Source organism: Fulvivirga sedimenti (assembly GCF_020328055.1).
Genome location: NZ_JAIXNE010000001.1, coordinates 535,998 through 550,966, shown reverse-complemented (window position 1 = coordinate 550,966; position 14,969 = coordinate 535,998). Strand labels below are relative to the sequence as shown.

Sequence of the window (14,969 nt, the reverse complement as noted above, 5' to 3'; positions counted from 1 at the left end):
ATGAATCACTTTTCATACCAACCATTCGACATAAAACTGAAAGAAGCCAGCAGTGTGTAGGCCAGGTTCAGCTTATCTTCAAAGTTAGAATAATTTTCCGACTTCAACTCTTCTTCCATGAATCCACATAGACGCGTGATTTGTTCCCCGCCTAGCGTGGCCGCATTCCCTTTCATGGCATGCATGATAAACCGGATTTGCTCATATTCTCCACGCATGTGAAGCGAGCGGCACTCATTTAGCTGTAATGTGGTATTCTTAATGAATCGATTCAGTCCGTTCACAACCATTTCTGTAGAACCCAGATTCGAAAGTGATTCCAGTATATCCATGTTCAGAATATGCAAATCTGAAAGGCCAATTGACCGGCCAATGCCTGCCATGGAAATCACCGATTCAATTTCCTCGTTTAGTTGATCAACCGTAATGGCAGGATCAATTTCACGCGTATAATATGTAGGAGGGAAGGGTGTCTCATCATCGATAAATAAAACTACCGGCACGTATCCGGGTAGTGTTACTTCTTTATGCAGCCCCAGATCAGATAGTACAACGTCGGCGGTTTTAAGGGAACCCGGGTCGTATGCTTCAAGGTTTGAGGCACCCAGGGCCTCTTCGCAGAAAGTTCTGAGTTCATCGTTCTCGAAGTGATACAAGAGTTTTTTATCTGAAATCATCCCCATATGTTCTAAGATAGTAAGTTTATGGGAAATTGCAGGTAAGGAGAAAAAAAGACTACTTTGTGTAATGGAGGGTATTCTTATAGTGATTGGTGGTCCCACCGCCATAGGTAAAACCGACCTTTCCATTGAGTTGGCGGAATGGCTGAATACAGAAATCATTTCAGCGGATTCGCGGCAGTGTTACCGGGAAATGACAGTTGGAACTGCAAAGCCTTCGGAAGAAGAGCTTTCCCGGATCCCGCATCATTTCATAAACAGTCATAGCATTACCGATCTTTTCACCGCTGGCGATTTTAGTCGTGCTGCGCGTGCCCGCCTGGCAGCGCTTTTTCAACATCATAAGGTGGTGATCACCGTGGGAGGTTCAGGGCTTTATCTGAAGGCTTTCCTGGAAGGTATTCCGAATATTCCTAATATAGACCCGGCTATTCGGGAAGAACTGAATGAGGAGTTTAATGTTGACGGACTGGCCCCGCTGAAAGCACGTCTGGCTACCCTGGATCCCGAATTTATGAAGGAAGCAGACACCCATAATCCGCAGCGAATAATCCGTGCACTGGAAGTTACACTTGGGACCGGCAAGCCCTTCAGTTCATTCAGGTCTGATAAGGGAGACCCGCTTCCGCACAGGATAGTATCCATCGGGCTGGATGCTGATCGTAAATGGCTGTATGAGCGGATCGATCGCAGGGTGACCCGGATGGTGGAAAATGGCCTTTTCGATGAAGCCGCCGCGTTATACCCTTACCGCAATCATTATGCGCTGAAGACCGTGGGATACCAGGAAATTTTTGACTTCATAGACGGGAGCCTGACAAGGGAAGAAGCAATTCAGGCGATTCAACAGAACAGTCGCCGTTATGCCAAGCGACAACTTACCTGGTTCCGCAAATACGGAAATATGACCTGGTTTCATCCCGAAAATAAGGATGAGATACACCGGTATGTAACACAAATGACAGGTTTAACGTAATTTCAATGAAATTTTTTGGATAATTCTGGCGTTCTTTATCCGTAAACGGAAATACTTTATGACCTGCAAAAAGCTTTTAGTCGCTGCCTTCATTTTAATCATCAGCAGTACCGTGGCATTTTCGCAAGAAAAGGTCCGGTGGCTTACCTTTGAAGAAGCGGTAGAACTTTCGAAAACTGAAAAGAAGAAAATATTTATTGATGTCTACACCGACTGGTGCGGATGGTGCAAGGTAATGGATAAAAATACCTTCAGCGATCCGGAAATAGCCGCTTACCTGAACGATAATTTTTACCCGGTAAAATTCAATGCAGAACAGAAGGAAGATGTTTCATTCCGTGGGGCAACCTACAGTTTCGTAAGTTCCGGAAGTCGCGGGTACCATGAGCTGGCCGCTGGTTTGTTAAATAATAAATTAAGTTTTCCTACGGTCGTATTTCTGGATGAAGACTTCCGTATCATCAGTCCGGTTCCCGGGTACCACAAACCTGATTTTTTCCAGAAGGTAGTTACGTATTTTGGGGATGATCATTACCAGGAAACCTCCTGGAAGGAATTCGAGAAGAATTATACAAAATGATCATTTCATTTTTGGGAAAGCAAGATTCTTTTTAATGGCGATGATCCTGATAGCAACAATGAGTAATACAGTGATCACAAAATTCAAATTTGTCGGACTACCCGATTCCTCGAGTATATAAAATGTTAATGCCCCTGCCAGGCAGGCGGTGGCATATATTTCCTTTCTGAATATGAGGGGAATTTCATTGCAAAGAATATCCCGTATTACACCTCCTACCGTGGCTGAGACCATTCCCATCAAAATAGCAATAGAGGGATGATAGCCCAGTAGAATTACCTTCTGCATTCCGCTGATCGTAAATAATGCGATACCAATGGTATCGAAAATGAAAATAGTCCGGTGCATCTGCACCAAATATTTTCTGAAAAGGAGCGTAAACGGAAGCGCCAGAAAAATAACCAGTGGATAGTTCAGGTCTTCCACCCAAACTACCGGGTAAGCTCCCAGGATCACATCCCGTGTAGTTCCCCCGCCAACAGCGGTGACAAAACCAATTACCGCCGCCCCAAAAAGATCCATGTCTTTTTTTGCCGCCAGCCGAATTCCGCTGATGGCGAAAACGAAGGTACCGATCATTTCCAGGGCGTACAGAAAATCCATAGTGCGAGTTTAGCGCCAATTCGGTAAAATAAAAATACTCAGCTGAGATTATCCCCGATTTATGGCGATTCAGGTGATCAGGAGCTGATAATATTTTTTTCAGCCGGCCTGATTCCGTAACTTTGCATTTCCTTGAAAATCAAGGTAACAAGTATATATCATTTAAAAATATTATTATGTCTGAAGCAAAGAAAGGCGACAGAGTAAAAGTACATTATACCGGCAAGCTCACAGACGGATCAGTTTTCGATTCTTCGAGAGATCGTGAGCCCCTGGAATTTGAATTAGGTGCAGGTATGATGATTGCAGGATTTGACGCAGCCGTTACCGGAATGAAAGTGGGTGAAAGCAAAACAGCTGAAATTCCCAGTGCTGAAGCCTATGGCGAACACAATGAAGAGATGGTGATCTCTGTTCCTAAAACGCAGCTTCCCGAAGGACTTAATCCTGAAATTGGTCAGCAGCTTGGAATGCAGCAGCCAAATGGTCAGTCCATTCCGGTTCGCGTTACTAAAGTAGAAACTGAGAGTATTGAAATAGATGCGAATCATCCACTTGCAGGAAAAGACCTGATTTTTGATCTTGAATTGGTAGAGATCAACTAATCAAAACGGATCAAAATAAAAAAGCCGGGCAAACGTCCGGCTTTTTTTTGGCCCTGAGGCCCAATCTTCTATGCAATTAATGCTCCTGCTCTTTATCGGTCTTCTTGAAATCAAGGAATCCCACGGCTGCGGCAAAGCCAATAAGACATGCGACAATCGTTATAAATAGGTTTGCACCGTCTGCGACATACTGTTCCATGTATCCTGTTCTTTTAATTCAATGCTGGGTCAAATTTAGGAGAATATTTGAATAATCCGAAAGTCTACAGGGCTTCTTTAACCGCATCGCAGTTCTGAAGGGACTCGATGATAAAGCGGATATGTTCATCCATATCCACCCCCAGCATATTTATGCCCGCTTCAATTTCGTCTCGCTCTACCTTGGCGGCGAAGCTTTTTTGCTTCAGTTTCTTCTTGACCGATTTCGGTGTTAATCCGTTCAGCCCTTCAGGCCTCACCCGGGCGCATGCAATAATGAAACCGGTAAGTTCATCACATGCCAGCAGTGCCTTGTCAAGGGTATTGTTATAGGGGACGTTCCACTTTGTATAATGGGCCGAAATTGCATGGGCTATTTTGTCCTCACCCAACGAATTTAATTTCTCCACAATGATAGAAGGGTGCTGTTCCGGGTACTTTTCATAGTCGGCATCATGCAACAGACCAGTAACATACCATTCTTCAGGATCTTCGTTGAATCTTGATGCATACTGCTGCATCACATGCGCCACTGTTTGTGCATGCAGGAGGAGGCTCTCCGTTTCGGTCATTTCTTCCAGTATTTTTTCCGCATCATGAATGGTCATTTTTTTACATTTACGTTGAACATCAAATCGTACCGTTAACGGAAAATTACAGATTACTCTTCTGTTAATTTCGTATCTAACACATAAATTCATCCCAATGAAAAAGTTTTTCATAATAATCATTATGCTGTATACTCCTTTCTGCAGCACCTTCGCACAGTCTGAAGAGATAAAAGTTTCGGCCATCATTCTGAGTATTTTTGATGGTATGAGGGAAGGGGATTCTTCAAAAGTTGCATCTCATTTCGTGCGTGACGCAACTATGTTATCTGTTTTTTACGATAAGGACGGCAAATCTACCCTCAGGGAGGGAAGCCTGCAGCAGTGGCTGAACGCCATTGGCACCCCACGTGAAGAAATGCTTGATGAGCGCATCTGGGATACAGAAGTGAAGATCGATGACAACCTGGCGACGGTATGGACCAGCTATGCATTGTATGTTGGTGAAAATTACAGTCATTGCGGGGTAGATGCCTTTCAGCTCTACCATGATGGTAATGCATGGAAGGTTTTTCATGTGTCGGATACCCGGCGTAAGGAGTGTGATATTCCGGATTATGTGAAGGGAGAAAATTGATGAAAATTGTTGGAATAGTATTACTGCTTGTATTGAGCTCTCTTTTTGCCGGAGCGCAGGATTTCACAACGGTTATTCTGGTTCGGCATGCTGAGAAGGATATGACCGCATCTACGAACAATCCCGACCTGTCGCCGGAAGGTAAAGCCCGACAACAAGCCCTTTCGCATGCACTTGAAAATGTTGATATCGATGTCCTCTATTCAACTCCCTACCTTCGTACAAGGAACACCATCCAGGGCATTGCGTCGGCCAGGAACCTGGAAATACTGGAGTATTCTCCTTTCGACGAAGCAGCCATCAAAGAGATCATTGAATCCAATCAGGGAAAGACCATTCTTTTTTCAGGCCACTCTAATACCGTGCCTGCCATGCTGAACATGCTCACCGGTACAACGAATTACGAGCCGTTTACAGATGCCGATTATGATAACCTTTTCTTTGTTATTATGCATGGGGGAGTTGTTCAGGTTCTACCCCTGAAATATGGTGCTGACGATGGTGTGAAATGATGTCTACGTGGTTGCCGGAACTTTAGCATACGGCAAACGCTCAATTAATTCAGGTAGATAATAGTTGTCCAGTCCGCTCACAGCAATGATATCGGCTTTGTGCAACTCAACATTGCCATCATCTGCAATAAGATCCTTCCGAATGAACATCTCCTGAACCTTACCGATCACCAGATACGTACCATTCGAACGAATCGGGATAATCTCCTCGAGAGACATACCAAACCGAACCGGACTTTCAGCTACATAGGGCGCCTTCACTTTTCTTCCAAATTCTGCCTGCAGGTCAGTGGCTTCAAATTCTGAGATATCGGGAGCATACCGCGCAGATGTTTGATGCGCCTTCTTGTAGATGCCTTTTGTGATCAGGTTGATAGTGAACGATCCCGTTTGCTGAATGTTGGTGAATGTTTGCTTGGGAACTGTAACAGGTCTGTGAATAAAGCCGATCAGGGGCGGCGAGGCGCCGATATGAACTACAGAATTAAAAATTGCCAGGTTCGTTAACCCGTCACTGTTCGCAGTTCCAAGAAGTGCGGCATTTTTAAAGCCCTCGGCCGTGTTCATGAAATACCTCCTGAACATGTCGTCCATATCCAGAATCGCTTTCAAGTCGAAATATTTGAGATCCATAGCGTTTTAACATTAAATTACAGGCCTTGTTTATATTTCAAATGGGTTTACTGGAATTTACAGAAAAAGGAATTTATTGTTCACATGCCGATGTGTATATCGACCCTTGGAAACCGGTCAAAAAGGCACTGATCACCCATGGGCATGCCGACCACAGCCGTCCCGGGCATCAATATTATCTTGCCACGCCTGAAGCCGCGCCAATCATACGGTACAGACTTGGAAATGAGATCCGGATACAAACCCTGCCATTCGGTTCCGCCCAAACCATAAATGGCGTAAAGTTTTCCTTTCATCCCGCAGGACATATAATCGGATCAGCACAGGTACGTGTAGAATATAAAGGCGAAGTGTGGGTTGTGTCGGGTGACTATAAACTGGAAAATGACGGATTGTCCACGCCTTTTGAGCCTGTACCGTGCAACGTTTTTATCACCGAATGTACATTTGGTTTGCCAATCTATCAGTGGAAGGATCAGGCAGAAGTATTCGCTGAGATCAACCAGTGGTGGCAGGAAAACAAGGATGCAGGAAAGGTGAGTATTTTAACAGGGTATGCACTTGGGAAGGCTCAGCGCCTGCTGTTTGGTTTGGATCAGTCTATCGGACCGGTATTCACACATGGTGCGATAGAAAATGTGAACGAAATCATTCGTGCACAGGGAATTACGCTTCCGGAAACACAACGTGTGGAGGCGGATATGAAAAAGAGAATATTTGAGGGTTCACTGATTCTTACAACACCTTCATCCGTCGGTACTTCCTGGCTTCAGCGATTCAAACCCTATTCAGTGGCGATGGCTTCCGGGTGGATGGCCCTGAGAGGTGCCCGCAGGAGAAGGGCCGCAGACCGTGGGTTTGTTCTCTCGGATCATGCCGATTGGGACGGATTAAATGCAGCCGTGAGTGCCACCGGTGCCAGCCGGATCATTACTACCCACGGGTATACAAACCTCTACAGCCGCTGGTTGGTTGAACAGGGGCTGGATGCCATGGAGGCGAAAACCGAATTTGAAGGGGAAGTAAATGATGTTACATGAAAGCATTTGCCGACCTCTATACCGAACTCGATCAGACCAATAGCACATTGGCAAAAATTGCAGCGTTGAGGCAGTTCTTTGACCGCGTGGATGGAACCGATAAACTATGGACAATCGCCCTTCTGTCTCACAGGCGGCCAAAAAGACCGGTGAACTCAACCCGGTTGAAGGAGTGGGCGGCCGAAGTTGCCGGACTTCCTTTCTGGTTGGTTGACGAAACACATCATGTGGTAGGTGATCTTGCAGAAACCGTGGCGGGAATATTGCCTGAGCCCGAACAAGCGTCGGCCGAAAGCCTGTCGTACTGGGTTCGTCGCGTGATAGAAATGAAGTCAATGGAGGAGGATGATAGAAGAGCGGCTCTTCTTGATGCATGGAGAAGGTTGAATCGGATGGAACGATTTACCTTACATAAGATACTTACCGGCGGATTTCGTGTGGGTGTTTCACAGAAATTACTCGTGCGTGCGCTGCATGCGCATACCGGTATCGATGAAAGTGTGCTTGCCCATCGTCTGATGGGTAATTGGGATCCGGAGACCACCACCTTTGAGGAACTAATCCTTACCCCTGATCCCGGCGATGACCTTTCGAAACCATACCCCTTTTATCTGGCCTATGCACTGGAGACCCCGGTTGCTCAGCTTGGACTTGCAAGTGATTGGTCTGCCGAATTCAAATGGGATGGAATCAGGGGACAAATCATTATTCGGGGAGGCGAGCATTTCGTCTGGTCGAGGGGTGAAGAGCTGGTGACAGAAAAGTATCCTGAATTTGATATGCTCGCTACGATGTTACCCGGCGGAACCGTACTGGACGGCGAGATTCTCCCCTTTAAAAACGGCAGGGCATTATCATTTCAAAAGTTACAGACCCGTATTGGGAGAAAAAACCTGACGGCCGCAATACTTGCATCAACCCCGGTGATCTTTAAGTGTTATGATTTACTCGAATTCGAAGGGCGCGATATCCGATCACTGCCCTTCAGGGAGCGGAGAGCATTACTTGAAGATTTGATTATCCCCGGCCATGAGGTGGTTAAGATTTCGGAACAGGTTGAGTTTTCTTCCTGGGGTGAACTGGCAGAAATAAGGAATAGCGCCCGCTCCTTCCAAAGTGAAGGACTTATGCTCAAGCATCTCGATGCTCCCTACCGTGATGGAAGAAAAAAAGGGGACTGGTGGAAATGGAAAGTGGATCCGCTTACCATAGATGCTGTGATGATTTACGCAATGCGGGGCCATGGCCGAAGGGCCAATTTGTATACCGATTACACATTCGCGGTTTGGAACGGTTCTTCACTTGTTCCGTTTACCAAGGCATATTCGGGACTTACAGATAAAGAAATTGCAGAGGTCGATGCGTTTATCCGCAAAAATACGATAGATCGATTCGGACCGGTGCGAAGTGTAACTCCCGAGCTTGTTTTTGAGATCGCTTTTGAAGGTATACATAAATCCGCCCGACATAAATCAGGGATTGCCTTACGTTTTCCAAGGATAAAGCGCTGGCGCCGTGACAAAAAGGCGGCAGAGGCCAATACCCTCTCCGATTTGCAGGATCTCCTGAAATTATACGCCGACTAGACCAGATTTACACCCCTCCTGATGTCCCTGTGGTGCCGGTTAAATACGGCCTTTGTGATATGCTTTTTGGCCAAAATATTGTATTTTGTTTATGAACTATTCACCTGAAATCATGAAATACACATGCAGCATTGATATCGATAAGCCGATCGAGGAAGTGATTCGTTTATTCGATAATCCTGATAATTTGAAGTATTGGCAACCAGGATTACTCAGTTATGAACATATAAGCGGAACACCCGGGCAGCCGGGTGCCAGGGCAAAACTTCATTACAAAATGGGTAAACGGGATATCGAAATGATAGAAACAGTAGTTAAACGTGATCTTCCCCATGAATTTACGGGTACCTATGAAACGAATGGGGTCGTTAATATTTCAAAAAATATTTTTGAACCCATCAATGAAAAACGAACGCGCTACACCAGTGAACAGGAATTTAAACTTTCCGGATTCATGAAGATTATGGGCTGGCTTATGCCGGGTTCGTTTCAGAAGGAATCAGATAAATATTTAAAGCAGTTCAAGGAGTTTGTTGAAAGTAAATAGCATATGTCATTAAAAACAACTCCAAATGATGGTTCCGTGAAGGAGTTCATAGGTTCTGTAGTGGACCCTGAAAAGCGGGCTGACGCAGAAGTATTACTAAAATTGATGAAGCAGATTACTGGTTCTAAACCGGTTATGTGGGGCGACAGTATTGTTGGATTCGGTAAGTACCACTACGTTTATGCCAGCGGCCGTGAAGGGGATTGGTTCCTCACCGGTTTCTCACCCCGAAAACAGAATCTGACGATTTATATTATGGATGGGTTTTCCAAATATGAGCGGCAGCTCAAAAAGCTTGGTAAAAGTAAGAACAGTGTTTCATGTCTTTACGTTAAACGTTTATCAGATATCGACATCGATGTGCTTGAAGTTATTTTGCGAGAATCCGTTGCCGATCTGAAAAAGAAATATTCCTGACAACCCACTCCTGTTATGCCCCGAAATTTCATTCAGTCCGTCATTGCTGTATCCCACATCGAATTTGCTTCATATGATCTTAAAAATCACGCATTACTATATTCTTCCGGCCTTGCCGGTAAAATTTTGGGTTATTCGGAAGCTGAAATGAAATCCTTTGCTCATGATTTCAACCGAATGATCATTCATCCGGATGATATCGAGGTAGCGGATGCCAAGATGGAGGAAATTATGGCAAGCAGGCCTGGGCAGATCATAGAAATGATCATCCGGTATAAACGAAAGGATGGCAGGTACATTTGGGGATATACCAGGAAACTGGTTTCGGAATGGGATGAGAATGGTAAGCCAGCAAAAATCACTTCCGTTGCCCAGGATGTAACAGAGATGGTATCTATACAGGAAGAACTTGCGCGTCGCGTAGCACAGCTGGATGAAATCTCCTATCGCAATGCGCATGATCTCAGAGGACCGGTTGCCTCGATTCTGGGACTTACGAATTTAATGAAGGATAAGGGTATGATTGAGGATTACTATCAGGATCTTCTCCAACACCTGTGTTCGGCTGTTGAAAAGCTGGACAATGTAGTAGGTGAACTGATCAATCCTGATCAAGAGGAAAAAGAGTGGGATTAGTGAAGGAAAACAATGCAATTTATTTGAAACCTGCTGAATCCTGGTTCTCGTCAAAAGGGTGGGAGGTTTTTCCTTTTCAGAGAGAAGCATGGAATGCTTATATGAATGGGGAGAACGGACTTGTGAATGCCCCAACCGGCAGTGGTAAGACTTATTCGCTTGCTATTCCGATTATGATGGACTATATGAGGGGAGAAAAGCCGAAAGGACTGGTGGCCATTTGGATTACACCTATCAAGGCACTGGCACGTGAAATATTCCTGGCAGTCGAAAGAGCTGCACACGGCATGAACCTTGAATGGGATGTGGCGCTTCGCACCGGTGATACGTCCACAAAAGAACGGGAACGCATGAAAAAAAACCCGCCCCACTTTCTTATTACCACCCCTGAAAGCCTTCATCTCTTACTTGCCCAGAAAGGTTATCCCAACTACTTTAAGAATTTGAAAACAGTGGTTTGTGATGAATGGCATGAATTACTGGGCTCCAAACGGGGTGTTCAGATGGAACTGGCACTTTCCCGCCTTAAACATGTTGCTCCAGGCCTGCGTATCTGGGGTATTTCTGCTACAATCGGAAATATGGACCAGGCATTGCACGCCCTGCTGGGCACTGATATGCATAATAAGCCCTTCAGGATGATCAGAGCTAACATTCGCAAGGTGATAGAGGTAGAGTCTGTGTTGCCTGATTCTGTCGAAGAGCTGCCGTGGGCCGGACACCTGGGAGCAAAGTTGATTGACAAGGTTATTCCAATAATCAAGGAAAGCCGAAGTACCCTGATATTCACCAATACACGATCATTCGCTGAAATATGGTATCAGAAGCTATTGCAACGTGCACCCGAGCTGGCCGGTGTTATGGCTATGCATCACGGAAGTATTAGTCGTGAACTGAGGGATTGGGTTGAAAATGCCCTTCACGAGGAACAGCTTAAAGCCGTAGTTTGTACCTCTTCGCTGGATCTGGGAGTTGACTTCAGACCTGTGGAAACGATTATCCAGGTAGGCAGTCCGAAAGGAGTAGCCCGTTTCATGCAGCGCGCCGGTAGGTCAGGTCACCAGCCGGGAGCCAGGAGCAAGATCTATTTTGTGCCCACCCATTCCCTTGAGCTCATAGAAGCCGCCGCACTGCGCAGCGCAATAGATGAAAGTGTGGTGGAGGACCGCATTCCCTATATTCGCTCTTTTGACGTACTTGCGCAGTATCTCGTAACCCTTGCGGTTTCTGAAGGATTCGATTCCGAACAATTATACAAGGAGATTACCTCTACTTTCAGCTTTGAAAGCGTATCGCCAGAGGAATGGCGCTGGCTTCTCAACTTTGTGACGACGGGTGGTAATTCACTTACGGCTTATGACGAATTTCGGAAGGTTGAACGGGAAGATGGAAAATATAAGGTTAACAACCGGCGAATTGCCTACCGTCACCGTCTGTCTATCGGTACCATCGTGAGCGACTCGGCCATCCATGTGAAATACCTTTCGGGTAAATATATCGGCACGATTGAAGAATGGTTTATTTCCCGCTTATCCCCGGGAGATGTTTTCTGGTTTGCCGGCCGGAATCTTGAATTGGTGCGTATCAAGGAAATGACCGCCCAGGTGCGCAATTCCAATCGTAAATCGGGAGCCGTTCCTTCCTGGCAGGGTGGCCGGATGCCGCTGAGTTCACAGATGTCGGTTATGCTCCGCAAGAAACTTGATGAGATTACAAGACCTGATTCCCTCACCGACGAGGAACTTATTTTTCTGAAGCCCCTGATGCAAATTCAGAAAGAAAGATCCCACCTGCCGGCAAAGGATGAATTTTTGGTTGAATACTTTGCGAGTGAAGAGGGATATCACCTGGTGATGTACCCCTTCGAAGGACGCCTGGTCCACGAAGGTATCGCCGCTGTAGTAGCCCATCGCATTTCCCGTATGGCGCCGATCAGTTTCAGTATTGCCATGAATGATTACGGGTTTGAATTGCTTTCAGACCAGGAAATCCCGTACCTGGAGGCACTTGAAACGGACGTCCTTTCCACCGATAACCTTTGGGCCGATATTCAGGCCAGTATTAATTCTGTGGAAATGGCCAGGCGGAGGTTCCGGGATATTGCATCTATTGCCGGACTTGTATTTAAGGGCTATCCGGGAAAGCCCCTGAAGGACCGGCACCTGCAATCATCTTCACAGTTGTTTTTCGATGTATTCCACGAATATGAATCGGATAACCTGTTGTTGCTGCAAGCTTACGAGGAGGTCATGGATTTTCAGCTTGAGGAGGCACGTATGCGCAAGGCGCTGGATCGTATAAATCAGCAGCGCATTATTGTCCGTGAACCCAGGAAAGCAACGCCCTTCGCCTTCCCGATCATGGTAGACCGCCTTAGCAGGGATAAGCTGACCTCCGAAAAGCTGGAAGACAGAATCCGAAGAATGGAGTTGCAATTTGAAGACTGAGAACTAGTTTTGTGCAATGGAAATGAGGGTTGAACTGGAAGGAACTGAGTGTATACTGCTCCCCGAAAAGGCACTTTTCTGGCAACCAGAGAAGATTCTGATGATCGCAGACCTGCATTTGGGGAAGATCAACCATTTCCGGAGATCCGGAGTGGCGCTACCCGATCAACCCAATGAGGAGAACTTAAACCGTATGATCTCACTCATTCGGTCATGTGAGCCCGACCGCGTACTGTTTCTGGGCGACCTCTTCCATAGCCATTATAATGATGAGTGGGAAGCGTTCGGACAGGTACTGAGTCATTATCCCGGGATCAGCTTTGAGTTGGTGATGGGCAATCATGATATCATGAGCCGGCATCAGTATGAAAAGCATCGCCTGAAGCTGCATGACCCTACCCTGGAAATCGGTCCGTTTCTGCTTTCACATGAACCACTGGAAGATTTTGAGGGATACAATATCGCCGGACATATCCATCCGGGTGTGAGGATGTTTGGAAAGGGCAGACAGCGACTGAGGTTCCCCTGCTTCTTTTTCGGGAGCCGACAGGGGATCTTACCGGCATTTGGTGCCTTTACCGGTACGCATCCCATGAAACCGAAAGAGGAGGATCAAATTTTTATTATCGCTGAAAACCGCGTAATCAGGGTAAAATAGGCCTTTTTGAAATTTTTTTTTATTATGTTGTAACATCTCTCTGTTACAGTCGTCTCCTATTTGAATCATGAGTTTAGAAGCTTTTAAATCACGTGTTTTACCTGTAAAGAATAAACTGTACAGGTTTGCTTACAGGTTGCTGGGTGATGATTCAGAAGCACAGGATGTCGTGCAGGAAGTGCTCATAAAAGTTTGGGACAGGCATGACACAATGGATGAGCTGGAAAATATGGAAGCCTGGTGTATGCGGGTTACGCGTAACCTCTCTTACGACAAGCTGAAATCCAGACAACGGCGAATGACAGATTCATTCGAGGAAGGATTTGATATCGGTGCCACGGACGACGCGACACCTTACAAATCTGCAGAAACAAAAGATACCATGCGGATGATCCGGAAATTAATGGAAAGACTACCTGATAAACAGCGGCATGTGATGCAGCTCAGGGATATTGAAGGATACAGCTATAAGGAAATAGGAGATATCCTGGAGCTCGACATGAGCCAGGTGAAAGTAAATCTCTTCCGCGCAAGAAAACAAATCAGGGAACACCTGATAAATACGACAGAATATGGACTACAATAGAATAGAAGAACTGCTCACCCGATATTGGGAATGCGAAACGACTCTTGAGGAGGAACGCGAGCTGAAAGCCTTCTTTCAGTCCGGGAATGTTCCTGAGAAATGGAGAAAAGAAGCGGTATTGTTCACCTACTTCCGTGAAGAACGGGAGGAAGGACGTCTTGGTGAGTTTTTTGATCACCGGATCCTGGAACAGGTACATGAAATTGAGGGGCAAACCGAGGTACAGAAGTCTGGCCGGGTTCGCCGGATGTGGCAGGATATCAGCAAAGTGGCCGCCGTAATCCTTGTACTCGTAACGGCTGTTTACTTTGCCCGTGACGAATACCTCAGTAATCGTGAGGAAATAAATCAGCCGATTGCCGAAAGTGAGTCGGTCCAGGAAGCACGCGAAGCGTACGAACAGACCAAGGCTGCCCTCCTGATGCTTTCCAAGTCAATGAATAAGGGAACCGAGCAGGTTGGAAAAATGGCAGTATTTAATGAAGCACAGGAAATGGTCCGCAATGAAGATGCAGATCAGAAAAATATTAAGAAATAAAAACTCAGAATATAAAAACGATGAAAAAGATAGTAACCCTTTCAATAGTAATGATGATGGCCCTGCAGCTGAGCGCCCAGGACGCGATCACAAAGTTCTTCAGCAAATATGAAGATGACGACAGCTTTACACATGTACAAATCACCAAGCGAATGTTCAGCTTATTTACAGACCTGGATATGGAAGACCCGGATGATAAAGAACTGATGGAAGCCATCTCGAAGCTTGATGGTTTGAAAATCCTGGCAAAGGATGATATCACCAATGGCAAAGCACTTTATAAAGAAGCCTTTTCATTGCTTCCGGCAAAAGAATATGATGAACTGATGTCGGTTCGTGATGAGGATACAGATATGAAATTCATGATCAAGGAAAAGAATGGCATTATCAATGAACTTTTAATGGTCATGGGCGGAAATGAAGAGTTCTTCATCATGAGCCTGGTGGGGGATATCGATCTGAAACAAATTGCCCGCCTTTCAAAAGGCATGGATATCGACGGGCTTGAAGGCCTTGAGAAGCTCAACGACAAAAACTAACAA

The 14,969-nt window shown here is 45.8% G+C and carries 20 protein-coding genes; 15 read left to right on the top strand and 5 right to left on the bottom strand.

The annotated features are described in order from the left end of the window. Positions 1 to 5: 5 nt before the first annotated feature. Positions 6 to 683 (bottom strand): Hpt domain-containing protein, encoded by a 678-nt coding sequence (locus LDX50_RS02485; RefSeq protein WP_225696823.1) that lies wholly within the window; start codon positions 681 to 683, stop codon positions 6 to 8. A gap of 64 nt (positions 684 to 747) precedes the next feature. Here LDX50_RS02485 and miaA point away from each other — a divergent pair, with 64 nt between their 5' ends. Both miaA and LDX50_RS02475 read left to right on the top strand, forming a co-directional pair. Further along, positions 748 to 1,656, top strand: a complete 909-nt coding sequence (gene miaA, locus LDX50_RS02480; RefSeq protein WP_225696822.1) for a tRNA (adenosine(37)-N6)-dimethylallyltransferase MiaA — start codon at positions 748 to 750, stop codon at positions 1,654 to 1,656. Positions 1,657 to 1,714: 58 nt separating this feature from the next. Then, positions 1,715 to 2,236 carry a thioredoxin family protein gene (locus LDX50_RS02475; protein WP_225696821.1) on the top strand — a complete coding sequence of 174 codons (522 nt, stop codon included), beginning with the start codon at positions 1,715 to 1,717 and terminating at the stop codon, positions 2,234 to 2,236. On the opposite strand, the gene LDX50_RS02470 is transcribed toward LDX50_RS02475, so the two are convergent. Next, positions 2,237 to 2,839 carry a trimeric intracellular cation channel family protein gene (locus LDX50_RS02470; protein WP_225696820.1) on the bottom strand — a complete coding sequence of 201 codons (603 nt, stop codon included), beginning with the start codon at positions 2,837 to 2,839 and terminating at the stop codon, positions 2,237 to 2,239. It abuts the gene before it with no gap. Between the two features lie 176 nt (positions 2,840 to 3,015). Here LDX50_RS02470 and LDX50_RS02465 point away from each other — a divergent pair, with 176 nt between their 5' ends. Next, the gene (locus LDX50_RS02465) at positions 3,016 to 3,444 is read left to right on the top strand and encodes an FKBP-type peptidyl-prolyl cis-trans isomerase (RefSeq protein ID WP_225696819.1); all 429 of its coding nucleotides are present in this window, start codon (positions 3,016 to 3,018) and stop codon (positions 3,442 to 3,444) included. 76 nt (positions 3,445 to 3,520) lie between these two features. On the opposite strand, the gene LDX50_RS30720 is transcribed toward LDX50_RS02465, so the two are convergent. Both LDX50_RS30720 and LDX50_RS02460 read right to left on the bottom strand, forming a co-directional pair. Beyond that, positions 3,521 to 3,643, bottom strand: coding sequence for a hypothetical protein (locus LDX50_RS30720; protein WP_255647311.1), 123 nt, complete (start codon positions 3,641 to 3,643; stop codon positions 3,521 to 3,523). A gap of 64 nt (positions 3,644 to 3,707) precedes the next feature. Continuing rightward, positions 3,708 to 4,250, bottom strand: a complete 543-nt coding sequence (locus tag LDX50_RS02460; RefSeq protein ID WP_225696818.1) for an HD domain-containing protein — start codon at positions 4,248 to 4,250, stop codon at positions 3,708 to 3,710. Between the two features lie 97 nt (positions 4,251 to 4,347). On the opposite strand from LDX50_RS02460, the gene LDX50_RS02455 reads away from it, so the two are divergent. Then, the gene (locus tag LDX50_RS02455; protein WP_225696817.1) at positions 4,348 to 4,827 is read left to right on the top strand and encodes a nuclear transport factor 2 family protein; all 480 of its coding nucleotides are present in this window, start codon (positions 4,348 to 4,350) and stop codon (positions 4,825 to 4,827) included. Then, positions 4,827 to 5,339: a phosphoglycerate mutase family protein gene (locus LDX50_RS02450; protein WP_225696816.1), complete on the top strand. Its 513-nt coding sequence runs from the start codon at positions 4,827 to 4,829 to the stop codon at positions 5,337 to 5,339. The genes LDX50_RS02455 and LDX50_RS02450 overlap by 1 nt, the downstream gene beginning before the upstream one ends. Before the next feature lie 3 nt (positions 5,340 to 5,342). Here LDX50_RS02450 and LDX50_RS02445 read toward each other — a convergent pair whose 3' ends face one another. Next, positions 5,343 to 5,972 carry a flavin reductase family protein gene (locus LDX50_RS02445; protein WP_225696815.1) on the bottom strand — a complete coding sequence of 210 codons (630 nt, stop codon included), beginning with the start codon at positions 5,970 to 5,972 and terminating at the stop codon, positions 5,343 to 5,345. A gap of 26 nt (positions 5,973 to 5,998) precedes the next feature. On the opposite strand from LDX50_RS02445, the gene LDX50_RS02440 reads away from it, so the two are divergent. The 10 genes from LDX50_RS02440 (at position 5,999) to LDX50_RS02395 (ending at position 14,966) form a co-directional block, all read left to right on the top strand. Further along, complete coding sequence (locus LDX50_RS02440) at positions 5,999 to 7,012, top strand: ligase-associated DNA damage response exonuclease (protein ID WP_225696814.1); 1,014 nt, start codon at positions 5,999 to 6,001, stop codon at positions 7,010 to 7,012. Further along, positions 7,009 to 8,598, top strand: a complete 1,590-nt coding sequence (locus LDX50_RS02435; RefSeq protein WP_225696813.1) for an ATP-dependent DNA ligase — start codon at positions 7,009 to 7,011, stop codon at positions 8,596 to 8,598. Before LDX50_RS02440 ends, LDX50_RS02435 begins: the two co-directional genes overlap by 4 nt. 112 nt (positions 8,599 to 8,710) lie before the next feature. Further along, entirely contained in the window at positions 8,711 to 9,145 is a 435-nt protein-coding gene (locus tag LDX50_RS02430) for an SRPBCC family protein (RefSeq protein WP_225696812.1), read from the top strand. 3 nt (positions 9,146 to 9,148) lie between these two features. Then, positions 9,149 to 9,562, top strand: a complete 414-nt coding sequence (locus tag LDX50_RS02425) for a DUF1801 domain-containing protein (RefSeq protein WP_225696811.1) — start codon at positions 9,149 to 9,151, stop codon at positions 9,560 to 9,562. Positions 9,563 to 9,577: 15 nt separating this feature from the next. Continuing rightward, positions 9,578 to 10,198, top strand: coding sequence for a PAS domain-containing protein (locus LDX50_RS02420; protein ID WP_225696810.1), 621 nt, complete (start codon positions 9,578 to 9,580; stop codon positions 10,196 to 10,198). Next, on the top strand, positions 10,198 to 12,645 hold the full coding sequence (locus LDX50_RS02415) for a ligase-associated DNA damage response DEXH box helicase (protein ID WP_225696809.1): 2,448 nt from the start codon (positions 10,198 to 10,200) through the stop codon (positions 12,643 to 12,645). Before LDX50_RS02420 ends, LDX50_RS02415 begins: the two co-directional genes overlap by 1 nt. A gap of 16 nt (positions 12,646 to 12,661) precedes the next feature. Then, on the top strand, positions 12,662 to 13,303 hold the full coding sequence (gene pdeM, locus LDX50_RS02410) for a ligase-associated DNA damage response endonuclease PdeM (protein ID WP_225696808.1): 642 nt from the start codon (positions 12,662 to 12,664) through the stop codon (positions 13,301 to 13,303). Between the two features lie 67 nt (positions 13,304 to 13,370). Next, the gene (locus LDX50_RS02405) at positions 13,371 to 13,889 is read left to right on the top strand and encodes an RNA polymerase sigma factor (RefSeq protein WP_225696807.1); all 519 of its coding nucleotides are present in this window, start codon (positions 13,371 to 13,373) and stop codon (positions 13,887 to 13,889) included. Then, complete coding sequence (locus LDX50_RS02400; RefSeq protein ID WP_225696806.1) at positions 13,876 to 14,427, top strand: hypothetical protein; 552 nt, start codon at positions 13,876 to 13,878, stop codon at positions 14,425 to 14,427. Before LDX50_RS02405 ends, LDX50_RS02400 begins: the two co-directional genes overlap by 14 nt. A 20-nt stretch (positions 14,428 to 14,447) precedes the next feature. Beyond that, complete coding sequence (locus LDX50_RS02395) at positions 14,448 to 14,966, top strand: DUF4252 domain-containing protein (protein ID WP_225696805.1); 519 nt, start codon at positions 14,448 to 14,450, stop codon at positions 14,964 to 14,966. The last annotated feature ends 3 nt before the right edge of the window (positions 14,967 to 14,969 follow it).